The 23,934-nt window shown below is 47.4% G+C and carries 14 protein-coding genes, 5 tRNA genes, 3 rRNA genes and 1 riboswitch; of the genes, 17 read left to right on the top strand and 5 right to left on the bottom strand.

Going from position 1 to position 23,934, the window contains the following annotated elements; all coding sequences use genetic code 11:
* Positions 1 to 120: 120 nt before the first annotated feature.
* Positions 121 to 1,515, top strand: a complete 1,395-nt coding sequence (locus L3Q72_RS13375) for a replicative DNA helicase (RefSeq protein ID WP_275130423.1) — start codon at positions 121 to 123, stop codon at positions 1,513 to 1,515.
* 25 nt (positions 1,516 to 1,540) lie between these two features.
* Positions 1,541 to 2,635 carry an alanine racemase gene (gene alr / locus L3Q72_RS13370; RefSeq protein ID WP_275130422.1) on the top strand — a complete coding sequence of 365 codons (1,095 nt, stop codon included), beginning with the start codon at positions 1,541 to 1,543 and terminating at the stop codon, positions 2,633 to 2,635.
* Here alr and L3Q72_RS13365 read toward each other — a convergent pair.
* Positions 2,622 to 3,041 (bottom strand): secondary thiamine-phosphate synthase enzyme YjbQ, encoded by a 420-nt coding sequence (locus tag L3Q72_RS13365; RefSeq protein ID WP_275130421.1) that lies wholly within the window; start codon positions 3,039 to 3,041, stop codon positions 2,622 to 2,624. The two genes, alr and L3Q72_RS13365, sit on opposite strands and share 14 nt — an antisense overlap.
* A 267-nt stretch (positions 3,042 to 3,308) precedes the next feature.
* Here L3Q72_RS13365 and pgi point away from each other — a divergent pair, with 267 nt between their 5' ends.
* A complete protein-coding gene (pgi, locus tag L3Q72_RS13360; protein WP_275130420.1) occupies positions 3,309 to 4,961 on the top strand; it encodes a glucose-6-phosphate isomerase in 1,653 nt (550 codons plus the stop codon).
* Between the two features lie 156 nt (positions 4,962 to 5,117).
* On the opposite strand, the gene L3Q72_RS13355 is transcribed toward pgi, so the two are convergent.
* Together L3Q72_RS13355 and zur are read right to left on the bottom strand one after the other, a co-directional pair.
* Positions 5,118 to 5,579 (bottom strand): chemotaxis protein CheX, encoded by a 462-nt coding sequence (locus tag L3Q72_RS13355; RefSeq protein WP_275130419.1) that lies wholly within the window; start codon positions 5,577 to 5,579, stop codon positions 5,118 to 5,120.
* A 6-nt stretch (positions 5,580 to 5,585) separates the two neighbouring features.
* Complete coding sequence (gene zur, locus L3Q72_RS13350) at positions 5,586 to 6,053, bottom strand: zinc uptake transcriptional repressor Zur (protein WP_275130418.1); 468 nt, start codon at positions 6,051 to 6,053, stop codon at positions 5,586 to 5,588.
* Positions 6,054 to 6,323: 270 nt separating this feature from the next.
* Between zur and dusA the strand changes: the two genes are divergently transcribed.
* The 14 genes from dusA (at position 6,324) to metH (ending at position 20,535) form a co-directional block, all read left to right on the top strand.
* On the top strand, positions 6,324 to 7,328 hold the full coding sequence (dusA, locus tag L3Q72_RS13345) for a tRNA dihydrouridine(20/20a) synthase DusA (protein WP_275130417.1): 1,005 nt from the start codon (positions 6,324 to 6,326) through the stop codon (positions 7,326 to 7,328).
* A 156-nt stretch (positions 7,329 to 7,484) separates the two neighbouring features.
* Positions 7,485 to 7,709, top strand: a complete 225-nt coding sequence (gene pspG, locus L3Q72_RS13340; RefSeq protein WP_275130416.1) for an envelope stress response protein PspG — start codon at positions 7,485 to 7,487, stop codon at positions 7,707 to 7,709.
* A gap of 111 nt (positions 7,710 to 7,820) precedes the next feature.
* Positions 7,821 to 8,468: a TIGR04219 family outer membrane beta-barrel protein gene (locus L3Q72_RS13335; protein WP_275130415.1), complete on the top strand. Its 648-nt coding sequence runs from the start codon at positions 7,821 to 7,823 to the stop codon at positions 8,466 to 8,468.
* A 168-nt stretch (positions 8,469 to 8,636) separates the two neighbouring features.
* On the top strand, positions 8,637 to 8,867 hold the full coding sequence (locus L3Q72_RS13330) for a hypothetical protein (RefSeq protein WP_275130414.1): 231 nt from the start codon (positions 8,637 to 8,639) through the stop codon (positions 8,865 to 8,867).
* Positions 8,868 to 9,487: 620 nt separating this feature from the next.
* Positions 9,488 to 11,040, top strand: a 16S ribosomal RNA gene (locus L3Q72_RS13325).
* 125 nt (positions 11,041 to 11,165) lie between these two features.
* Positions 11,166 to 11,241 (top strand) — tRNA-Glu (locus tag L3Q72_RS13320).
* A gap of 19 nt (positions 11,242 to 11,260) precedes the next feature.
* Positions 11,261 to 11,336: transfer RNA gene (locus L3Q72_RS13315), tRNA-Lys, on the top strand.
* 14 nt (positions 11,337 to 11,350) lie between these two features.
* Positions 11,351 to 11,426: transfer RNA gene (locus L3Q72_RS13310), tRNA-Ala, on the top strand.
* Positions 11,427 to 11,484: 58 nt separating this feature from the next.
* A tRNA-Val gene (locus L3Q72_RS13305) sits at positions 11,485 to 11,560 on the top strand.
* 377 nt (positions 11,561 to 11,937) lie between these two features.
* A 23S ribosomal RNA gene (locus tag L3Q72_RS13300) occupies positions 11,938 to 14,935 on the top strand.
* A gap of 198 nt (positions 14,936 to 15,133) precedes the next feature.
* Positions 15,134 to 15,249 (top strand): 5S ribosomal RNA (rrf, locus tag L3Q72_RS13295).
* Together the 16S, 23S and 5S rRNA genes with 5 tRNA genes alongside form the textbook arrangement of a ribosomal RNA operon.
* An 89-nt stretch (positions 15,250 to 15,338) precedes the next feature.
* Positions 15,339 to 15,415 (top strand) — tRNA-Asp (locus L3Q72_RS13290).
* A gap of 382 nt (positions 15,416 to 15,797) precedes the next feature.
* Positions 15,798 to 16,739 carry a homoserine O-succinyltransferase gene (gene metA / locus L3Q72_RS13285; RefSeq protein WP_275130413.1) on the top strand — a complete coding sequence of 314 codons (942 nt, stop codon included), beginning with the start codon at positions 15,798 to 15,800 and terminating at the stop codon, positions 16,737 to 16,739.
* A 118-nt stretch (positions 16,740 to 16,857) separates the two neighbouring features.
* Positions 16,858 to 20,535 carry a methionine synthase gene (gene metH, locus L3Q72_RS13280; RefSeq protein WP_275130412.1) on the top strand — a complete coding sequence of 1,226 codons (3,678 nt, stop codon included), beginning with the start codon at positions 16,858 to 16,860 and terminating at the stop codon, positions 20,533 to 20,535.
* A gap of 3 nt (positions 20,536 to 20,538) precedes the next feature.
* On the opposite strand, the gene L3Q72_RS13275 is transcribed toward metH, so the two are convergent.
* Both L3Q72_RS13275 and lysC read right to left on the bottom strand, forming a co-directional pair.
* Complete coding sequence (locus L3Q72_RS13275; RefSeq protein ID WP_275130411.1) at positions 20,539 to 21,855, bottom strand: serine protease; 1,317 nt, start codon at positions 21,853 to 21,855, stop codon at positions 20,539 to 20,541.
* A gap of 365 nt (positions 21,856 to 22,220) precedes the next feature.
* Complete coding sequence (gene lysC / locus L3Q72_RS13270; RefSeq protein ID WP_275130410.1) at positions 22,221 to 23,576, bottom strand: lysine-sensitive aspartokinase 3; 1,356 nt, start codon at positions 23,574 to 23,576, stop codon at positions 22,221 to 22,223.
* 108 nt (positions 23,577 to 23,684) lie between these two features.
* A riboswitch (Lysine riboswitch) is annotated at positions 23,685 to 23,862 on the bottom strand.
* Between the last annotated feature and the right edge of the window lie 72 nt (positions 23,863 to 23,934).

Raw genomic sequence — 23,934 nt, 5'->3', positions numbered from 1 at the left:
AATTGAAAAACACCAGCTCCGGCTGGTGTTTTTTTTTGCCTCTAAAACAGTTACAAACAATCGAGAACCGTTATAATAGCGGGCTATCGTTATCAGAATCTCAGGTTAATAAGAGTCGTTATGGCTGAAGTCCGAAACAACAAACAAGCTGATTCACAAGTAGACGCAATTAAGGTTCCACCTCACTCTTTAGAAGCAGAACAGTCGGTTATCGGCGGCCTGTTGCTGGACAATGAGCGTTGGGATACCGTTGCAGAAAAAGTGCTTGCTACGGATTTTTACAGCCGTCCGCACAGACTTATTTTTGAGGGCGTTCAGGCCCTTCTTGAAGATAGCCAGCCTCTTGACCTTATTACTCTGTCTGAGCACCTAGAACTGCGGGAGCAGTTGGAGGATGTTGGCGGATTTGCTTACCTTGCTGATCTGGTAAAAAACACTCCGAGTGCGGCGAACATCAATGCCTATGCTGACATTGTTGCCGAAAGGGCAATGGTCAGAAGCCTTATCGGGGTGGCCAATGAGATCGCCGATGCCGGTTATGATCCTCAGGGCAGAAACTCCGAAGACTTACTGGATCTGGCCGAGAGAAAGGTATTTGCCATTGCGGAATCCCGCACCAGCGAAAACGAAGGCCCTCAGAATGTAGACCGCATTCTGGAAAGTACTCTGGAGCGTATCGAGCTTCTTTATAAAACGCCTCAGGATGGTGTGACCGGGGTAGATACCGGCTTTACCGATCTCAATAAGAAAACCGCAGGCTTGCAGGGTTCGGATCTGATTATTGTTGCGGCCCGTCCTTCTATGGGTAAAACCACCTTTGCCATGAACCTGTGTGAAAACGCAGCGATGGGGCAGGATAAACCTGTACTTATCTTCTCACTGGAGATGCCCTCGGAACAGATTATGATGCGTATGCTGGCCTCCCTTTCCCGGGTGGATCAGACCAAAATCCGTACCGGTCAGCTTGATGATGAAGACTGGGGCAAAATTTCTTCTACCATGGGAATTCTTATGGAGAAGAAAAATATGTATATCGATGACAGCTCAGGTCTGACTCCGACAGAACTCCGTTCACGTGCCCGTCGTATTGCCCGTGAACATGGCGGACTAAGCATGATCATGGTGGACTACCTTCAGCTTATGCGTGTTCCGGCACTATCAGATAACCGTACTCTGGAGATCGCCGAGATATCCCGCTCCCTGAAAGCGCTGGCAAAAGAGCTGAATGTTCCTGTTGTGGCACTATCACAGCTTAACCGTTCCCTTGAGCAAAGGGCGGATAAACGTCCGGTAAACTCGGATCTTCGTGAATCGGGCTCCATCGAGCAGGATGCGGACTTAATCATGTTTATCTACCGGGATGAGGTATATAACCAGGACAGTTCACTAAAAGGAATTGCAGAAATTATTATCGGTAAGCAGCGTAACGGTCCTATCGGCTCGGTTCGTCTTACTTTCCAGGGGCAGTTCTCCCGCTTCGATAACTATGCTGGCCCTGATTTTGACGAAGAGTGATAAAGAGTAAGGAGTATTTCGTTCTATGACCAATGTGAAAGCCGCAACCGCGTCTGTTGATCTGTCTGCCCTGCAGCACAATTTCGATAAGTTGAGAGCTCAGTCGCCTGAAAGCAAGCTTCTGGCAGTGGTTAAAGCAAATGCCTATGGTCATGGAATGGTAGAAGTCGCGCAGCACCTGGATTCAGCAGATGCTTATGGCGTGGCGAGGATTGAAGAGGCGCTTAAGCTTCGCTCTGCTGGGATTGAAAAGCCGGTTCTTTTGCTGGAAGGTTTCTATGTTGCTGAAGATCTGGAAGCCATAGTTACTCACAATCTTCAAACAGTTGTACATACCAGCGAGCAGTTACAAGCTCTGGAAAATGCCAGTCTGAAAAGCCCGGTACAGGTCTGGTTAAAAATCGATACCGGTATGCATCGCCTGGGTGTCAGACCTGAACAGCTTGATGAGTTTGTAACCCGCCTTGAAGCGTGTCCAAATGTTGCGGACTCTGTTCGCTATATCAGCCATTTTGCTTCTGCTGATGAGCTGAGCAGTCAGGTCACGCCGGATCAGACAGAACTCTTTCTTAAGCTAACAGAAAACCTGACCGGTGAGCGCTCACTGGCAGCGTCGGCCGGTATTCTTGCATGGCCGGAAAGCCGCCTGGAGTGGAACCGTCCCGGAATCATTATGTATGGCGTTTCTCCTTTTAACGATCAGGATGCAACAAGCCTTGGTTATAAGCCGGTAATGACGCTTAGATCCTGCCTGATTGCGGTCCGTGATGTGAAAAAGGGAGAAAGCGTTGGCTATGGCGGTACCTGGACCAGTGAGCGGGATACCAAAGTCGGAGTTATTGCGATTGGTTATGGTGACGGCTACCCGCGTACTGCGCCAAATGGAACGCCTGTCTGGGTGAATGGCCGCATTGTGCCACTTTCCGGTCGGGTTTCGATGGATATGCTGACGGTCGATTTAGGACCTGAAGCACAGGATAAAGTCGGTGACGAAGCTGTTTTGTGGGGAAACCAGTTACCGGTTGAAGAGGTTGCCAAACATGTTGGGACCATCGCCTATGAACTGGTAACCAGGCTGACTTCCCGGGTAGAGATGGACTATCTTGCTACTCACCGTTGATTGTTACCACTATCCTTCTTGAGCCTGCAAAGTCTCTGTGCTCTCCAAGGTAGATTCCCTGCCATGTTCCAAGAGCCAGATCTCCCTTGCTTACCGGAATGGTAACCGAGCTTCCCAGTATCGATGCCTTGATATGTGCCGGCATATCATCATCACCTTCGTAGGTGTGAAGGTAATAACTGGCGCGCTCCGGAACAAATTTGCTGAAGTGGCTTTCCATATCAGTCCGTACCGTAGGATCGGCATTTTCATTTATGGTTAAGCTGGCAGAGGTGTGCTGGATAAATATATGAACAATTCCAGCTGTGATTGTTGCAATCTCAGGAATCTGTTGTTGAATTTCATCAGTAACTAGATGAAAGCCACGTTTTTTGGATTTAAGTTGTATGGTTTTCTGTATCCACATACCGGTAGCTCTCTTTTTCATTGGCAAAGGTGGTGATAAAGGATAGTGTTTTCAAATGCGTGGCATTATTAACGGGATGTTATCTGATGTAACTCAAAAAGCGTACATCCCAGTTACGCAATAATCTCATCTGAAAATATATAACAACGATTTATGCTTTAGCATAAACAATGGACCTCTTTTTTTTATAACAGGGATTCGGTTCTCGTAGAAATCCTTTTACGAACAACTGAATATAAAAACTACTGTAACATCGGGATAGAAAGCATGTTGAAAAACATTAACCCAACTCAAACTCAAGCTTGGAAAGCTCTGACAGCTCATTTTGAGTCTGCTCAGGATATGGAACTAAAAACGTTGTTCGCTCAGGATGCAGATCGCTTTGATAAGTTTTCTGCAAAATTTGGCTCAGATATTCTGGTTGATTACTCCAAAAACCTGATCAACCAGGAAACAATGGAAAAACTGTTTGCACTTGCGGAAGAAACTGATCTGAAAGCTGCTATCGAAGCTATGTTCAGCGGTGAGAAGATCAACCAGACTGAAGGCCGTGCTGTTTTGCACACTGCGCTACGTAACCGTAGCAACAAGCCTGTTATGGTTGACGGTGAAGATGTAATGCCGGCAGTTAACGCTGTTCTGGAAAAAATGAAGTCTTTCACTAACCGCGTTGTTTCTGGTGACTGGAAAGGTTACACAGGTAAAGCTATTACTGATGTGGTAAACATCGGTATCGGTGGTTCAGACCTTGGTCCGTACATGGTGACTGAAGCTCTTGCACCATACAAGACTCACCTGAACATGCACTTTGTTTCTAACGTTGATGGTACTCACATCGCGGAAACTCTGAAGAAAGTTGACCCTGAAACAACTCTGTTCCTGGTTGCTTCTAAGACGTTCACTACTCAGGAAACCATGACAAACGCGCACACTGCACGTGACTGGTTCCTTGCTGCTGCTTCTGATGAAGCTCACGTTGCTAAGCACTTTGCTGCTCTTTCTACTAACGGTGATGCAGTATCAGCGTTTGGTATCGATACAGAAAACATGTTTGAGTTCTGGAGCTGGGTAGGCGGCCGTTACTCTCTATGGTCTGCAATCGGTCTTTCTATTGCACTAGGTGTTGGTTTTGATAACTATGTTGAGCTGCTAACCGGTGCTCACGAGATGGATAACCACTTCACTTCTACTCCGCTGGAGCAGAACATCCCGGCTATCCTTGCACTTATCGGTATCTGGTATAACAACTTCTATGGCGCTGAATCGGAAACTATTCTGCCATACGACCAGTACATGCACCGTTTTGCTGCATACTTCCAGCAGGGCAACATGGAATCGAACGGTAAGTACACTGACCGTGACGGCAACCCTGTTGACTACCAGACTGGTCCAATCATCTGGGGTGAACCAGGTACAAACGGTCAGCACGCTTTCTATCAGCTGATCCACCAGGGTACTAAACTGATCCCTTGTGACTTTATCGCTCCGGCTATCAGCCACAACGCTGTTGGCGACCACCATCAGAAGCTGATGTCTAACTTCTTTGCTCAGACTGAAGCTCTGGCATTTGGTAAGACAAAAGAGCAGGTAGAAGCTGAATTCGCTGCTGCAGGTAAGAGCGCTGAAGAAGTGAAAGATCTGGTTCCTTTCAAAGTATTTGAAGGTAACCGTCCAACTAACTCTATCCTGGTTAAGCAGATCACACCAAGCACTCTTGGTAGCCTGATCGCTATGTACGAACACAAGATCTTCGTTCAGGGCGTTATCTGGAACATCTTCACTTTCGACCAGTGGGGTGTAGAACTTGGTAAGCAACTAGCAAACCAAATCTTGCCAGAACTGGCTGATGAGTCTGCAGTTGATACTCACGACAGTTCAACGAATGGTCTGATTAACGCGTTTAAAGCGTATAAGGCGTAGGAGAAAGGGCCCTGGGTTATTAGGCCCTGTGCCCTCGGAAGTTGGGAGATTTAGTTTTCCAGACTTTCAGGAATAAAAAAAAAGCTGATGCATAGTGCATCAGCTTTTTTATTCCTCTTTCCCAGGGCCCAATAACCCAGGGCCTAGGGTCATAATTTATTCAAAGCAAATCTCAATAAACGCATTACCCCACTCTGAGGTAAACGGCATAATGATAATGGCACCTTCGCATTTATGACGAATGGTGTGTCCTTTACCTGATACAACAATCGGTGTTGCCATATCAAATTCGAAGCCACTGTCTGAAAGGATGCGTTTCGCACCACCGGTAACCATGTTGGTGATTTCACCGACCATGTCAGTCACTTCTTCGTTCAGACCGTTCGGCCTTTCGCCCAGCATGTTCTGCATAATTTCCAGAGCAAGGCCTTCGTCAAAAGTTATCGACATAGAGCCCCGGGTCTGGTCACCAACCATACCGATAAGGCCTGAAACATCACCACGAGCAATTTCGTCTTTTTTCACTCGGGGCTTCTGAGGCTTCAGTTCCAGTGAAGCCATAGTTTTTAGGACATTCATTAATGAAGCTAAAAACGGATTTACAAATTCTGCGCGCATAACAGTCTATCTATCTTGTTTTTTTGTATCTGATAAGCACTTACGGCAAGTACCATGGGTTTCAATGACATTGTCAGATATTTTAAAGCCGTGTTCCCTGGCATTCTTTGCCAGGAGATCTGGTAGAGTATCATCTAGTAACTCTATTACGTTACCACATTTGTCACAAATAAGCAGTTGAGAATGATGTTTACCTGTACCGCAAGAACAACAACATATGTAACTGTTATCAGATTCTACTTTGTGGATAAAGCCCTGTTCAAGCAAAAAGTCTAGTGCTCTGTAAACAGTGGGTGGCTTAGCTTGAGGTTCTGTTGCTTTTAACTGCTCCAGCAAGTCATAGGCGCTGGATGCTCCGGAACTCGCGCTAATCAATTCAAAGACCCGCTTACGCTGGGGAGTAAACCTAACTCCACGTGTTTCACATATTTCTGAAACTTGCTCTACCAAAGAACTGACCAAATTACTCACCATTTGATGCGAAATGTACTTAATTTGCCTTATCTTTAAGACATCTGGTCATACAGTAAGCTAAAAGGCTTGTACTGATCAAGTATATCGCATGAGTTCTCACTGTTTTGGAATTATTTAGTAACTAATACCTTAGTTTATTCCTGAGGTCAGCCCGGAAGCGCTGAAGTGACATTTTCCTTCTTGAGTGTATAATGCGCGAACTTTAAATTATCGACTACTAATATTCTGTATGCAGGGCTACAGCTCTGTATACCCGTTTGAGGCAACACCATGACAAACGCTGACAACACCAGTAAATATGATAGCTCCCGGTTTTCTATTGCGCCCATGCTCGATTGGACAGACAGACACTGCCGTTACTTTCATCGTCTGCTGACTTCTGAAACTCTGCTTTATACAGAGATGGTAACAACCGGCGCTATTATCCACGGTAAAGGTGACTTCCTGGCGTACAGTGAGGAAGAGCATCCGGTGGCTTTGCAGCTTGGTGGTTCTAATCCGCAAGACCTGGCGACATGTGCCAAGCTGGCGCAAGAGCGTGGGTATGACGAAATTAACCTTAATGTGGGTTGCCCTTCTGACCGTGTGCAGAATGGTAAGTTTGGTGCCTGTCTTATGGCTGAGCCGGAGCTGGTGGCTGAGTGTGTCAGTGCAATGAAAGAAGTGGTAGATGTTCCTGTAACGGTGAAAACCCGGATTGGCATTGATGATCAGGATTCCTATGAGTTTCTGACCACCTTTGTCTCAACCGTACACGAGAAGGGCGGCTGTCAGGACTTTACTATTCACGCAAGAAAAGCCTGGCTTAGTGGTCTTAGCCCGAAAGAGAATCGTGAGATCCCACCTCTGGATTATCCGCGAGCCTATCAACTGAAGAAAGACTTTCCGCATTTAACTATTGGCGTAAATGGCGGTGTTAAAACTCTGGAAGAAAGCCTTGAACATCTTCAGCATCTGGATGGCGTGATGGTTGGCCGTGAAGCTTATCAGAATCCTTATCTGCTTTCACAGGTGGACCAGGTAATCTTTGGTTTGGATAAGCCCGCGAAGAAACGCCGCCTGGTTGTGGAAGAGATGTATCCTTATATTGAAAAGGAGCTGGTAAACGGCGCATACCTTGGTCATATCACGCGTCATATGCTGGGCCTGTTCCAGAATATGCCGGGTGCTCGTCAGTGGCGCCGCTATATAAGCGAAAATGCTCATAAGAAAGGAGCGGGTATTGAAGTGGTTCAGGCTGCTCTGGCTAAAATCCCTTCTGAGTTAGATGTGTAAATATCACCAGATAAACTGGTAAATTTCGCCAAATACCAATAAGGCCGGATACTTTTAGTATACGGCCTTTTTTGAACTCCTTTTATTTCAATGAATTAAAGCAGTGCTGAAGTTGGCTTGCTTCCTGCAATATTCAGAGAAAAGAGGAGAGTTGCCATGTTAGAGTTTGTTTTTCTGCTAGTGTTTTTAGGAATGCTTTTATTTACTGGTATATCTATGCTGACAATACTGGGAGCGATGGCAGTATCTTTCCTGGTAATGTTTCTTGCGGGAATGCTTGGATTTGCTCTTAAGCTGCTTCCCTGGTTGATCGTGATTGCCATTGTTGTGTGGATATATAAGGGAAGCAACAGAGGACGCAGGTATAATCACTACAGGTAGCCTGTAATGTCATTAGTTTGTCATATCTAACTAATTGCTTTGATGCTACTTATATGAGTTGTTATTCTGTTTTGCTGGTTACTCAGTGTTTATAGCAAATAGAGGCAACGTATGAGAAATGGCATACCTTATATAGCGGCGGGGATTTTATTCTTCTATCCGCCGTTAGCCTCCTGCTCCGAAATGATCTCTGCACAAGTTGCTGCAGATTACTGGTACCCCTCCAGTAAACTAAACAAAGAGCCATCTGTTGATGATGAGGCCGTCTCTTTGTTTGCTGCGATTGAACATGAGTTCAGCTACCTTCCCAATGTCAAAATCCGATATAGCAATGTTGATTCCCGCAGTATTGACCTGGATAAGTATGACTTCACGTTTTACTACAAGCTGATAGAAGATGAGTCCCTTCATTTTAACGCAGGTATCTCAGCCTCTCAGTACACAGATACTCAGCTTATCGATGAACAAAATGATAAATACAGTTTCGATGGCTGGGTTTGGAGTCTTTACGCCGCAGGTGCTATCCGGATCCCTGATACAGCGATAGAGATTATTGGTGAATATGATTTCTCTGACAGGAACGGAAAGAAAACAGCGGATGTGTTGGCAGGCCTCGAGTATGCTTTTGATGCCGGAAGCACGAAGGTATCACTCAGAGGTGGTTATAGAGTAATGGATTATACCTTTACTGAAATTGCGGACCGGGAGATGGACTGCCTGATAAATGGTTGGTTTGCCGGAGTTAAGCTGGCTTACTAAATTGCGTACCTTTGTTTTCTATGGATCAGTTTAATAGCACCGTTTTCTAATGCGGTGCTTTTTTATATCTAAATTTAATTAAAAGTAGCATATTGCTGTGTTTGAGCCATGCTTATATAGGTAAATAGTCAGTAACGTCATAGTCGATTGGATAACACGGGGGCGGATATGACACTTACAGAACTAAGAACTCTTTATAGAAGCAACCAACTGGTGGAGGCGATCATTGAGCCTTCTATTCAGGAAGAGGGTTGGGTTGTCGAATTCCGCCATGCTAAGGGTGGATTCGTCATTATGACAGACATACATGGAGAAGAGTGCCAGTACTACGATTTGGATCTTGCATCTAAGTCAGCTATGGCTGTGGGATTTAAGCAGGTTCGGGTAGAAGAAAAGTAAAACACTTTATTATCGGGTTTAGTCATCCTCTTCAGAAAAACAAATCGGGGCCTTCCTGTCAGGAAAGGCGCTTTCCTTGTCTATTTTTTGGTCTGGATTTAATAAATCTGTGGATAAATTGTGATTTTTGGCTTAATAAACATGTACAAATAAGCCTTTCAGAAAGATTCTCGTGAAAAGTGATTTTTTTTAGAAAAAAGCCAAAAAAACGCTTGCCAAGAATAATTCGATCTCTATAATGCCCCCTCGCTGACACGGTAAGCCTCGCAAGAGTTTAGCCGATGTTCAGAAGGTCAAAATGAAAATGCGAAATAAATTTTGTTTCTACTGATAAAGTAAAAACAAAAAAGTGAAAAAAGTATTTGACACTGTGATTTATCTCGATAAAATGACCGTCCGTTTTGAGAGTTCTGTAACAAGAACGTAATCAAAACCTGCTCTTTAACAATATAAACCTATCAATCTGTGTGGGCACTCGTTGATGACAATCAAAATAGTTTCTTCGGAAACAATTTGGTTTCAATGAACTGAGTGACCAATACGAATGAGTAATCATTCGGCACAGTCAATTCAACATTACTTAGTAATGAAATCAGTATTCATTGAGCCGACAAAATCTTAAATTGAAGAGTTTGATCATGGCTCAGATTGAACGCTGGCGGCAGGCCTAACACATGCAAGTCGAGCGGAAACGACATAAACAATCCTTCGGGTGCGCTTATGGGCGTCGAGCGGCGGACGGGTGAGTAATGCTTAGGAAGTTGCCCTGTAGAGGGGGATAACCATTGGAAACGATGGCTAATACCGCATAACCTCTTCGGAGTAAAGTGGGGGACCTTCGGGCCTCACGCTATAGGATACGCCTAAGTGAGATTAGCTAGTTGGTGAGGTAAAGGCTCACCAAGGCGACGATCTCTAGCTGGTCTGAGAGGATGATCAGCCACACTGGAACTGAGACACGGTCCAGACTCCTACGGGAGGCAGCAGTGGGGAATATTGCACAATGGGCGCAAGCCTGATGCAGCCATGCCGCGTGTGTGAAGAAGGCCTTCGGGTTGTAAAGCACTTTCAGCAGTGAGGAAGGTAGTAAGTTTAATACGCTTATTATTTGACGTTAGCTGCAGAAGAAGCACCGGCTAACTCCGTGCCAGCAGCCGCGGTAATACGGAGGGTGCGAGCGTTAATCGGAATTACTGGGCGTAAAGCGCATGCAGGTGGTTTGTTAAGTCAGATGTGAAAGCCCGGGGCTCAACCTCGGAAGGTCATTTGAAACTGGCAAGCTAGAGTACTGTAGAGGGGGGTAGAATTTCAGGTGTAGCGGTGAAATGCGTAGAGATCTGAAGGAATACCGGTGGCGAAGGCGGCCCCCTGGACAGATACTGACACTCAGATGCGAAAGCGTGGGGAGCAAACAGGATTAGATACCCTGGTAGTCCACGCCGTAAACGATGTCTACTTGGAGGTTGTTCCCTTGAGGAGTGGCTTTCGGAGCTAACGCGTTAAGTAGACCGCCTGGGGAGTACGGTCGCAAGATTAAAACTCAAATGAATTGACGGGGGCCCGCACAAGCGGTGGAGCATGTGGTTTAATTCGATGCAACGCGAAGAACCTTACCTACTCTTGACATCCAGAGAAGCTAGAAGAGATTTTAGTGTGCCTTCGGGAACTCTGAGACAGGTGCTGCATGGCTGTCGTCAGCTCGTGTTGTGAAATGTTGGGTTAAGTCCCGCAACGAGCGCAACCCTTATCCTTGTTTGCCAGCGAGTAATGTCGGGAACTCCAGGGAGACTGCCGGTGATAAACCGGAGGAAGGTGGGGACGACGTCAAGTCATCATGGCCCTTACGAGTAGGGCTACACACGTGCTACAATGGCGCATACAGAGGGCGGCAAGCTTGCGAAAGTTAGCGAATCCCAAAAAGTGCGTCGTAGTCCGGATTGGAGTCTGCAACTCGACTCCATGAAGTCGGAATCGCTAGTAATCGTGGATCAGAATGCCACGGTGAATACGTTCCCGGGCCTTGTACACACCGCCCGTCACACCATGGGAGTGGGCTGCAAAAGAAGTAGGTAGTTTAACCTTCGGGGGGACGCTTACCACTTTGTGGTTCATGACTGGGGTGAAGTCGTAACAAGGTAGCCCTAGGGGAACCTGGGGCTGGATCACCTCCTTAAACGATAGATTGTTGTTGATTAGTGTCCACACAGATTGATGGTTTATAAAGTAAAGAGAAAAGAAAGTGCCCAACACTTTCAACAGTTTTGGTTCTGCTTTTTTAAAAGTGGAAACAAATATAGTGTCCCGTTCGTCTAGAGGCCTAGGACACCGCCCTTTCACGGCGGTAACAGGGGTTCGACTCCCCTACGGGATACCACTTCTTTTCGAAGTAAAAAGGGTCGTTAGCTCAGTTGGTAGAGCAGTTGGCTTTTAACCAATTTGTCACAGGTTCGAATCCTGTACGACCCACCATTTTCTCAAGATATGGGGCTATAGCTCAGCTGGGAGAGCGCCTGCCTTGCACGCAGGAGGTCAGCAGTTCGATCCTGCTTAGCTCCACCATTCTTGGAAAACCTCAGTTTTGCTTCTGCTTTTTCAAAAGCGGAGACAAACAAGCTGTGGGCGATTAGCTCAGTTGGGAGAGCACCTGCCTTACAAGCAGGGGGTCACTGGTTCGAGCCCGGTATCGCCCACCACTCTCTAAGTATTTTTGGACGTTGTAATCCAAACCAATAAGAAGTATCGAGTTGGTTGGATTTTTGAGCTCTGAGAATCTTTAGAAAGTGCGATTCTTTAAGTAGAAAGTAACACTTTGCTCTTTAACAATTTGGAAAGCTGACAAAATAACAATTGATTATTGTTATTTGTAAAAGTTCTCAAATCTTAATCGAAAGATTAAGTACCAAAACAACACATTCAAGTGTTCTTGGGAACAACATTTATGTTGTTCATATTTGAGTCCGGCAAAATCGTGTCTGCATCATGTCCTGTTTGTCTTCACTTTTCAAAGTGAAAGCAAAGAGTTAATTGCAGACAACTTTGGTTGTTTAACAAAGACCCTTTGGGGTTGTATGGTTAAGTGACTAAGCGTACACGGTGGATGCCTTGGCAGTCAGAGGCGATGAAGGACGTATTAACTTGCGATAAGCCCAGATTAGGCAGTAAAAGCCACTTGAGTCTGGGATTTCCGAATGGGGAAACCCACTTACATAAGTAAGTATCCTTAACTGAATACATAGGTTAAGGAGGCGAACCGGGGGAACTGAAACATCTAAGTACCCCGAGGAAAAGAAATCAACCGAGATTCCGAAAGTAGCGGCGAGCGAAATTGGACTAGCCCTTAAGCTTTTAATGATACAGGTGAAGGCTCTGGAAAGTGCCGCGATACAGGGTGATAGCCCCGTAACCGACATGTCATTTTAAGTGAAATCGAGTAAGGCGGGACACGTGATATCCTGTCTGAATATGGGGGGACCATCCTCCAAGGCTAAATACTACTGACTGACCGATAGTGAACCAGTACCGTGAGGGAAAGGCGAAAAGAACCCCTGTGAGGGGAGTGAAATAGAACCTGAAACCGTGTACGTACAAGCAGTAGGAGCCCCATCACTAAGCTTGGTGATGATGTGCTCATTGCGAGTACTTTTGCTGATGGCGGTTAACAATGCGTCTTTTTGCATTGTTCAACCTACCAAATCAAGCAGAGGTGGCTTAGTGATGGGGTGACTGCGTACCTTTTGTATAATGGGTCAGCGACTTATATTCAGTGGCAAGGTTAACCATTTAGGGGAGCCGTAGGGAAACCGAGTCTTAACTGGGCGCATAGTCTCTGGATATAGACCCGAAACCAGGTGATCTAGCCATGGGCAGGTTGAAGGTTGAGTAACATCAACTGGAGGACCGAACCGACTAATGTTGAAAAATTAGCGGATGACTTGTGGCTAGGGGTGAAAGGCCAATCAAACCTGGAGATAGCTGGTTCTCCCCGAAAGCTATTTAGGTAGCGCCTCGGACGAATACTACTGGGGGTAGAGCACTGTTAAGGCTAGGGGGTCATCCCGACTTACCAACCCTTTGCAAACTCCGAATACCAGTAAGTACTATCCGGGAGACACACGGCGGGTGCTAACGTCCGTCGTGGAGAGGGAAACAACCCAGACCGCCAGCTAAGGTCCCAAATTATAGCTAAGTGGGAAACGATGTGGGAAGGCTAAAACAGCTAGGATGTTGGCTTAGAAGCAGCCATCATTTAAAGAAAGCGTAATAGCTCACTAGTCGAGTCGGCCTGCGCGGAAGATGTAACGGGGCTAAGCTATAAACCGAAGCTGCGGCTGCATACTTTGTATGCGGGGTAGGGGAGCGTTCTGTAAGCCGTTGAAGGTGTATCGTAAGGTATGCTGGAGGTATCAGAAGTGCGAATGCTGACATGAGTAACGATAATGGGGGTGAAAAACCTCCACGCCGGAAGACCAAGGGTTCCTGTCCAACGTTAATCGGGGCAGGGTAAGTCGACCCCTAAGGCGAGGCTGAAAAGCGTAGTCGATGGGAAACGGGTTAATATTCCCGTACTTCTTACAATTGCGATGGGGGGACGGAGAAGGCTAGGTGGGCCTGGCGACGGTTGTCCAGGTTCAAGTGCGTAGGCTTGAGAGTTAGGTAAATCCGGCTCTCTTTAAGGCTGAGACACGACGTCGAGCTGCTACGGCAGTGAAGTCATTGATGCCATGCTTCCAGGAAAAGCCTCTAAGCTTCAGATTGTAAGGAATCGTACCCCAAACCGACACAGGTGGTCGGGTAGAGAATACCAAGGCGCTTGAGAGAACTCGGGTGAAGGAACTAGGCAAAATGGTACCGTAACTTCGGGAGAAGGTACGCTCTTAACGGTGAAGTCCCTTGCGGATGGAGCTATTGAGAGTCGCAGATACCAGGTGGCTGCAACTGTTTATTAAAAACACAGCACTGTGCAAAATCGTAAGATGACGTATACGGTGTGACGCCTGCCCGGTGCCGGAAGGTTAATTGATGGGGTTAGACTTAGGTCGAAGCTCTTGATCGAAGCCCCGGTAAACGGCGGCCGTAACTATAACGGTCCTAAGGTAGCGAAATTCCTTGTCGGGTAAGTTCCGACCTGCACGAATGGCGTAATGATGGCCACGCTGTCTCCACCCGAGACTCAGTGAAATTGAAATCGCTGTGAAGATGCAGTGTACCCGCGGCTAGACGGAAAGACCCCGTGAACCTTTACTACAGCTTGGCACTGAACATTGAGCCTACATGTGTAGGATAGGTGGGAGGCTTTGAACCCGTGTCGCCAGATACGGTGGAGCCATCCTTGAAATACCACCCTTGTATGTTTGATGTTCTAACTTAGCCCCATTATCTGGGGTGAGGACAGTGCCTGGTGGGTAGTTTGACTGGGGCGGTCTCCTCCCAAAGAGTAACGGAGGAGCACGAAGGTGGGCTAATCACGGTTGGACATCGTGAGGTTAGTGCAATGGCATAAGCCCGCTTGACTGCGAGAATGACAATTCGAGCAGGTGCGAAAGCAGGTCATAGTGATCCGGTGGTTCTGAATGGAAGGGCCATCGCTCAACGGATAAAAGGTACTCCGGGGATAACAGGCTGATACCGCCCAAGAGTTCATATCGACGGCGGTGTTTGGCACCTCGATGTCGGCTCATCACATCCTGGGGCTGAAGTCGGTCCCAAGGGTATGGCTGTTCGCCATTTAAAGTGGTACGCGAGCTGGGTTTAGAACGTCGTGAGACAGTTCGGTCCCTATCTGCCGTGGGCGTTGGAGAATTGAAAGGGGCTGCTCCTAGTACGAGAGGACCGGAGTGGACGAACCTCTGGTGTTCGGGTTGTCATGCCAATGGCATTGCCCGGTAGCTAAGTTCGGAATCGATAACCGCTGAAAGCATCTAAGCGGGAAGCGAGCCTTGAGATGAGTTCTCCCTGGCAGTTTAACTGTCCTAAAGGGTTGTCGTAGACTACGACGTTGATAGGCAGGGTGTGTAAGCGTTGTGAGGCGTTGAGCTAACCTGTACTAATTGCCCGTGAGGCTTAACCATACAACACCCAAGGGGTTTTGATGGACTCAAAGCAAGAACGAATAAACTTGAATGTGAATTGAGAATCTGGCCCTGGGCCCTGGGAACGGACTTCGTCCTACAGGCACTGGGAAAAGAAAAGACAGCTTTCCGAATTGATAAGGTACTTTGTCCCAGGGCCTATAAACCCAGGGCCCAGGGCCTTATAAAAAGAATTTGCTTGGCGACCATAGCATTGTGGACCCACCTGATCCCATGCCGAACTCAGAAGTGAAACGCAATAGCGCCGATGGTAGTGTGGGGTTTCCCCATGTGAGAGTAGGACATCGCCAGGCTTTGAACACCTTTTTGTTTTCAGATTTTTCGGAAAAATCTAAAGGCAAAAACTGATAGCTGACAGCTTAGGACTGACAGCTTGATGAGTGGAGCGGTAGTTCAGTTGGTTAGAATACCGGCCTGTCACGCCGGGGGTCGCGGGTTCGAGTCCCGTCCGCTCCGCCACTTTATATGAAACCTCAGTCGAAAGGCTGAGGTTTTTTTGTGTTTGGGATTTATGTGCCTATTTCGGTTTTTGTGGTATGGGCTATGGGACGGACTTCGTCCTTGAGGGGGATAGGGCTATAGAGAAAAGCTTAAAGAGCTTGACACCATATGCAGCCAATTCAAACTTTGCATAGCCCCATAGCCCCATAGCCCCATAGCCCCATAGCCCCATAGCCCCATAGCCCCATAGCCCCATAGCCCCATAGCCCCATAGCCCCATAGCCCCATAGCCCCATAGCCCCATAACCATTTCCCAATCCCGATCACATTTTCCTCGACATCTCCGCCGCCATACGCTAAATTGGCTATATAGACGTCTAGATAGCTTATGGAGAGAGTTGTGCCTATTAAGATTCCTGATCAATTACCTGCGACCGATGTACTAAGAAACGAAAATATTTTCGTTATGCCTGAAAAACGGGCATCTACACAGGAAATTCGTCCGCTTAAAGTCTTAATTCTTAACTTGATGCCTAAGAAGATCGAGACTGAAACTCAGTTTTTACGTCTGTTGTCCAACAGTCCGTTACAGGTGGATGTTGAGTTATTAAGAATTGATAACCGCCCGAGTAAGAACACACCGACTGAGCACCTGGATACTTTTTACCGACAGTTTGAGGCTGTAAAAGACAGAAACTTTGACGGCCTGATTATTACGGGTGCGCCGCTGGGTCTGGTTCAGTTTGAGGATGTGGTTTACTGGGATCATTTGCAGACAATTATGACCTGGGCACACAAGCACGTTACATCGACTATGTATGTCTGCTGGGCTGCACAGGCCGGTCTGAAGCTGTTTTATGATCTGCCTAAGCGTACGCGTAAAGAGAAGCTGTCTGGTGTGTATCATCATCAGATTCATCATAAGCATCATTCTCTGCTAAGAGGCTTTGACGATACATTCCTTGCTCCGCATTCACGTTATGCAGACTTCTCTCCAGAGTACCTTGAAGAACATACTGACCTGGACATTCTTGCTACTTCAGATGTTGCAGGTGTTTATCTGGCAGCAACTAAGGATAAGCGAAACATCTTTGTAACCGGACATCCGGAGTATGATTCTCGTACCCTGCACAATGAGTATGTTCGCGATCTGGGAGAAGGGATGGATCCTGCTATTCCTGTGAACTACTATCCAAATGATAATCCGGATAACCCTCCGGTAGCGAGTTGGCGCAGCCACGGACACCTGCTGTTCTCTAACTGGCTGAACTACTGCGTATACCAGCAGACACCGTACGATCTTGAACACTTCTCTGAAGACAACTTTACCGTTGATGAGTAATTCAGCGATCCATCATTAAAAATATTCAACTAGAATATGCAGAATAATCAGCACCCGGGCTCCTTTCCTCTGTGATAGGATGCCCGGAGCGTAAATATTTATTTAGGAAGTATGCACTGTGGCCGAAAGCAATATCCGTCAAATAATAGAAGAGCAGCTTAAACAAAGAATTCTGATCATCGATGGTGGCATGGGCACCATGATTCAGAGCTATAAGCTTGAAGAGAAGGACTACCGTGGTGAGCGTTTTGCCAACTGGCAATGCGACCTTAAAGGGAATAACGACCTTCTGTCTCTTACTCAGCCTGAAATCATAAAAGAAATCCACTCTTCTTATCTTGAGGCTGGTGCGGATATTCTGGAAACCAACACCTTTAATGCAACCACTATCGCCATGGCCGACTACGAAATGGAAAGCCTGAGTGAAGAGATTAACTACGAGGCAGCAAAGCTTGCCCGTCAGGTTGCAGATGAGTGGACGGCGAAGACTCCGGAAAAACCACGTTTTGTTGCAGGTGTATTGGGCCCGACAAACCGTACTTGTTCGATCTCTCCGGATGTAAATGATCCCGGCTTCAGAAACATTAGTTTTGATCAGCTGGTAGAGGCTTACTCTGAATCCACCAAAGCCTTGATCAAAGGCGGCGCTGATCTGATCCTGATCGAAACCATATTTGACACTCTTAACGCAAAAGCCTGTGCATTCGCGGTAGATACTGTATTTGAAGAGCTGGGTATTAAGCTGCCGGTAATGATCTCCGGTACGATTACCGATGCATCAGGCCGTACGCTTTCCGGTCAAACCACAGAAGCTTTCTACAACGCCCTTCGCCATGTAAATCCTATTTCCTTTGGCCTTAACTGTGCACTTGGACCGGACGAACTGCGTCAGTACGTAGAAGAGATGTCCCGCATTTCAGAAACCTTTGTTTCTACCCATCCGAATGCTGGTCTGCCGAACGCTTTTGGTGAATACGACCTGTCTCCTGAAGATATGGCAGAGCATATCGGTGAATGGGCTGACAGCGGATTCCTGAACATGGTTGGCGGCTGTTGTGGTACGACGCCTGAACATATCAGAGCTATGTACGAGGTAACAAAAACTAAGAAGCCTCGTGCGCTGCCCGAGTTGTCTGTTGAGTGTCGCCTTTCCGGACTTGAGCCACTGAATATTGCGAAAGAGTCGCTGTTTATCAACGTTGGTGAACGTACCAACGTTACCGGTTCTGCACGCTTTAAACGTCTTATTAAAGAAGAACTGTATGATGAAGCGCTGGAAGTTGCTCGTCAGCAGGTTGAGAACGGTGCGCAGATCATCGATATCAACATGGATGAAGGCATGCTTGATGCCGAAGCCTGTATGGTTCGCTTCCTGAACCTGTGTGCTTCGGAGCCTGAGATTGCCAAGGTTCCTATCATGGTTGACTCCTCTAAGTGGGAAGTGATGGAAGCCGGTCTTAAATGTATTCAGGGCAAGGGCATCGTTAACTCTATTTCGCTGAAAGAAGGCAAAGAGAAGTTTATCCAGCAGGCGAAACTGATCCGCCGCTACGGTGCTGCTGTGATTGTGATGGCCTTTGATGAAGTTGGTCAGGCAGATACCCGCGAGAGAAAGCTGGAAATCTGTACCAATGCTTATCGCATTCTGGTTGATGAAGTTGGCTTCCCGGCGGAAGATATTATCTTTGACCCGAATATCTTCGCTGTTGCGACGGGTATTGATGAGCACAACAACTACGCAGTGGACTTTATTAATGCCGTTGCGGATATCAAGCGCGATCTGCCGCATGCGATGATCTCCGGTGGTGTATCAAACGTATCATTCTCTTTCCGTGGTAATAACTACGTACGTGAAGCGATTCACGCAGTATTCCTGTATCACTGTTTCAAGAACGGTATGGATATGGGCATCGTAAATGCCGGTCAGCTTGAAATTTACGACAACGTGCCGGAGAAACTGCGTAACGCGGTTGAAGATGTTGTGCTTAACCGACATGCGGATGCGACTGAAAACTTGCTGGAAATTGCTGCTGAATATCTTGAGAAAGCGGTAGGCAAACAGGAAGACGCTTCTGCTCTGGAGTGGCGTACCTGGCCTGTAGAAAAGCGCCTTGAACACGCTCTGGTAAAAGGTATTACTGAATTTATCACAGAAGATACTGAAGAAGCCCGTCAGAAAGCAGCAAGACCTTTGGAAGTGATTGAGGGTCCGCTAATGGACGGTATGAACGTTGTTGGTGATTTGTTTGGTGAAGGTAAAATGTTCCTTCCTCAGGTGGTGAAGTCGGCGCGTGTGATGAAGCAGGCTGTTGCTCACCTTGAACCATACATTAATGCTGAGAAGCAGGCCGGGCAGTCAAGCGGCAAGATCCTTCTGGCTACCGTAAAAGGTGATGTTCACGATATCGGTAAAAATATCGTAGGCGTGGTACTTCAGTGTAATAACTTTGAGATTATCGATCTTGGCGTGATGGTTCCTTGCGAGCAGATCCTGAAAGTTGCTAAAGAAGAGAATGTCGATCTAATCGGTCTTTCTGGTCTGATTACGCCTTCACTGGATGAAATGGTCCATGTGGCGAAAGAGATGGAGCGTCAGGGAATGGATATTCCTCTGATGATCGGTGGTGCTACCACTTCCAAAGCGCACACAGCCGTTAAGATTGAGCAGAATTACTCACATCCTGTGGTTTATGTGAACAATGCTTCCCGCGCGGTTGGTGTCTGTACTTCACTGATTTCAGATGAGCTTCGTCCTGCCTTTGTTGAGAAGCTGGATCAGGAGTACGAAAAGGTTCGCGAACAACATAACCGTAAGACGCCAAGATCAAAGCCGGTAACACTGCAACAGGCAAGAGACAACAAGCTTGCGACTGACTGGGACACCTATACGCCACCAGTACCGGCAAAACCGGGCGTTCATGTATTTGAAGACTTCGACATTGCCACGCTTCGCAGTTATATCGACTGGACACCATTCTTTATGACCTGGTCTCTGTCAGGTAAATATCCAGCAATTCTTGAACATGAAGAAGTGGGCGAGGAAGCGAAGAAGCTGTTCAGTGATGCCAACAACTGGCTTGATAAAATTGAGGCAGAAAAGCTGTTTAAAGCCAGCGGTATCTGTGGCCTGTTCCCGGCTAACAGTGCTGGAGATGATATTGAGGTTTACACAGATGAAAGCCGCAGCGAAGTGGCTAAAGTGCTTTACCACCTTCGTCAGCAGACCGAAAAAGCGAAAGGCGCGAACTACTGCCTGTCGGATTACATTGCTCCGAAAGAGAGTGGTAAACAAGACTGGATTGGCGGCTTTGCGGTAACCGGCGGCATTGGTGAGCGCGAACTTGCGGATGAGTTTAAAGCCAAAGGCGATGACTATAATGCCATTATGGTTCAGGCTGTGGCTGACAGACTGGCCGAAGCCTTTGCGGAATACCTGCATGAGAAGGTACGTAAGGACATCTGGGGATATTCGGCGGATGAAAGCCTGAGCAATGAAGACCTGATCCGTGAAAACTATCAGGGTATTCGTCCTGCACCGGGTTATCCGGCCTGCCCTGAACACACAGAGAAGCAGGCTATCTGGGATCTGCTGAAGGTAGAACAGGAAATCGGTATGCAGCTGACTTCCAGCTACGCAATGTGGCCGGGAGCGTCAGTGTCTGGCTGGTACTTCTCTCATCCTGAGTCTAAGTTCTTCGCGGTTGCTCAGATTCAGCGTGATCAGCTTGAAGACTATGCCCAGCGCAAAGGCTGGACGCCAGAAGAAGCAGAGAAATGGCTGGCGCCAAATCTCTGATCTTTAGCTGGTTCTGCGTCTGAATGCTGCCAGCGCAAGTATTAACAGAGAGGCGGGGCCTACCGGGCCTCCCGAATCACTATCACTTGAGCTGGTGTCGCTGGTGGATTCCGCGATAGCCTCTGTGGAAAAGCGGAGGCTGTAGCTGTTACTCTCAGCGCTCAGGCTGGCGGTAAATGTATCCCCACTGCTGATTGCACTGTTAAGATCAAAGCTGATGCTGCAGCTTCCGTCTGTTGAATAAACCGTGCTGTCGCTGCAGCTGTCACTCCAGGTGATTACCTCAGATGCTGAACTCTCATCATCAAAGCCGAGGCTGCCTACGGAAACTGAGTCAGTGTCGTTGTAGTTATAAACACTGATCAGGCCGCTCTCAAAGGTTCCTGCATCAGTATCATAACTGGCCGTTCCCTCTTCCACGACCTGAAAACCATCAATGGTGCCGGTTATCCAGCTGCGTAGTACGCTTATCTTGGTGTAGCCGCCTGGGGCATTAAGGCAACTGCTGCTGCCCCAGCTCACCAGACCCACAAGAGTCATCTCACCTTCGGCAGTGATATATAAAGGGCCTCCGCTGTCTCCGTCACAGGTTGCTATGGTGGAGCTTTCTGCGTTGCTGACTTCTCCGGCACAGAACATTCTGTCACTGACGGACCCTGGCCAGTACGCCTCACAACTGTCATCATCGATATAGGGCAGATCAGCTTCCTGCAGAGTGTCGGGCGCTACGCCACTGACAGTGGTATAGCCATAACCGAGAGCAGTGATGTCATCACCTTCTTCCAGCGTGTTAAATCTGTCTGAAGTGGCCAGAGAAGGGCCGGGTTGGTAGTAAGTGCTGTCCAGCTCCAGAAGGGCAATATCATAGTCATAGCTATAACCCGTCCCGTTAGGATCCGTGCTGTCGGTATAGCTTGGGTGAATAGTGATACTGTTTATGCTGTAGCTTGAAAGGCCAGCACTGGTTGCGTCGGCAAGAGATGAGTAGTGAGTGGTACCGCCAATCAGAAGTGTAATAGTGTCAGTATCGACAGCGGTAACTGCGTTACTGTTGCTTGTATCAAAGGAGTCAAATACACAGTGAGCCGCAGTTGCAACCCAGCCCGAGCTGATAAGGACACCGCCACAGATAAAGGCGTCGCCGCTGTACAGTGCCACCATCCATGGGTATTCACGGGAAGAGTCATCGCCGCCGATAATATAGGCGGTGGCCTCTTCAGCGTTTGCCTGAGGGGGCAGAATTAAAAACAGCTGTGCCAGCAAAAGAAATAGCATCCGGCAGCTTTTACTGACTGACTTTTGTTCTCTTACTTTTTTCATCACTTTTGTACCTGCGCTACTGGGCCTGAGAGTTAGATAATCACTCCTGGCTAAGTTGAATTTAATGCTTATAGCGGAAGGGTATCATCGCCCCAGAGTGGTACGTGAAAATCTCCTTATTTGTCTCAAAATCTCCATAATCATAAAAAACACCCCGGCGAATCGGGCCGGGGTGTTTTGTAGCTTAATACCAATACCAGTAATTAGCTGTTCAGTGATTGCGCAGGAAAAATCGCTAAGAGCAAGGCAAAATTTGCAGTAACTAGTGGATCTAATTACAAAAATTTTAACGCAGCTATTAGCGATTTTAACAAGCAAGGATGAACAGATAATTGCTGGGATTGGTATAAGCTCTGACTGAAAGATTAATCTTCAAACAGCTCTTCATGCAGCATCTGCACCGCTCTTCTTGCCTCTGACTCTTCAATCAGGAAGCAAAGGTTATGTGCACTTGCGCCATAGCAGATCATTTTCAGGTTAAAGTCTTCCAGCGTACCAAACACCTGTTTTGCGTAGCCACGTGCTTGACTCATGTTATTACCGATAAGTGCAATAAGAGACAGTCCGTGCTCAACATCCACGGTACACAGTGCTTCCAGCTCTTTTTGTGCTTCTTCCGGTAGCTGAGGTGCGCCGCCGGCAGTATTAGTCTGATCCAGAGTCAGAGAGACACTGATTTCTGAAGTGGTTATCAGATCCACAGAGATTTTGTGCTTAGCCAGAATCTGGAATACTTCAGCCAGGAAGCCGTAGGCCTGGAACATATTTGCGCTGCGAAGCGTGATCATCGTCTGGTTGCCGCGAAGCGCCACTGCGCGGAATAGTGGTGAGCTGTCTGCTTCCTGACGAACCCAGGTGCCGCCTTTTTCCGGCTCTTTTGAAGAGCCGACAAACACCGGAATGTTGTGGCGTAGTGCTGGCACCAGTGTAGAAGGGTGCAGGATCTTTGCACCGAAGTTTGCCATTTCAGAGGCTTCGCTAAAGCTGATCTCCGGAATTGGAGAGGCTTTTGGTGCGATACGCGGGTCAGTGGTATAGATACCCGGAACATCTGTCCAGATTTCAAGACCACTTGCTTCCACCGCTTCTGCAATCAGAGCGGCGCTGTAGTCACTGCCGCCACGGCCAAATGTTGTGGTCGCTCCGTCTTCGTCGGAACCAATAAAGCCTTGAGTGATAACCACATCGTTTGCCTGGCACAAAGGAACAAGCTGCTCTTTTGCAAGCTGAGAGATGGTTTCAAGCTGTGGCTCAGCCTTACCAAAGGCGCTGTTTGTGCGCATAACATCGCGGATATTAAAGCGGGCGGCTTTCATTCCGCGCTCTTTCATAATCTGAGTCAGAATGTGAGTCGACATACGTTCGCCATAGGCAACGATATGGTCAGTCAGCTTTTCACTTGCCTGGAAAGAGGCCGCTTCACCAGCAGATGCAACGGATTTCAGCAGGGATGCTATCGCTTCTCTGGTCTCTTCCGGCTCTTTTAGCTGATCAATCACGCTGTAGTGGATGTTTTCCAGGTGATTAACGATCTCCTGGCGGCGGTTTTCTTCCTGCACACCGTTTGCCAGTTCAACCAGCAGGTTGGTGACTCCGGAACAGGCACTGCTTACGACAAGCTTGGTTGCCGGGTTACTTTCGACAACAGCTGCACAGCGGCTCATGGCTTCAAAATTGGCGACACTTGTGCCACCGAACTTAGCTACATTGAATGCGCTCACGGCATTTCTCCCAAAACTTCTTTGATACAAAAACGTGCTACTTTTTCTAGCGATATTATTTTGAAGAGAGATTCATTTAGAGCAGAGGAGATGCATAGGTAGGATGCGTACCTCAGAAGCCCTTCACCAAGTTTGTTTGGTGACAGTTAGCAGGATTCAGCCTGACTAACCGACAAACATTCACCAACAATGAATATTCATCTCGGCATTACTCCCCATCAGCGGTAAGTTTTGGAGTTGTGGCTCCACTTAACACCTGCCTGGGTAATGCTCCTCTTCTGTATTGCCTTTTATTGAACGTTTTTAAGCCATGAAAGTCAATTGGAAATATGAATGTTTAGTGAAAAAAAATTCATCA

The organism is Vibrio sp. JC009 (assembly GCF_029016485.1).
In the GTDB taxonomy this organism is placed as follows: Bacteria; Pseudomonadota; Gammaproteobacteria; order Enterobacterales; family Vibrionaceae; genus Vibrio.
Note: the sequence above shows the minus strand (reverse complement) of the source record. Positions and strands in the feature narration are given on the sequence as shown.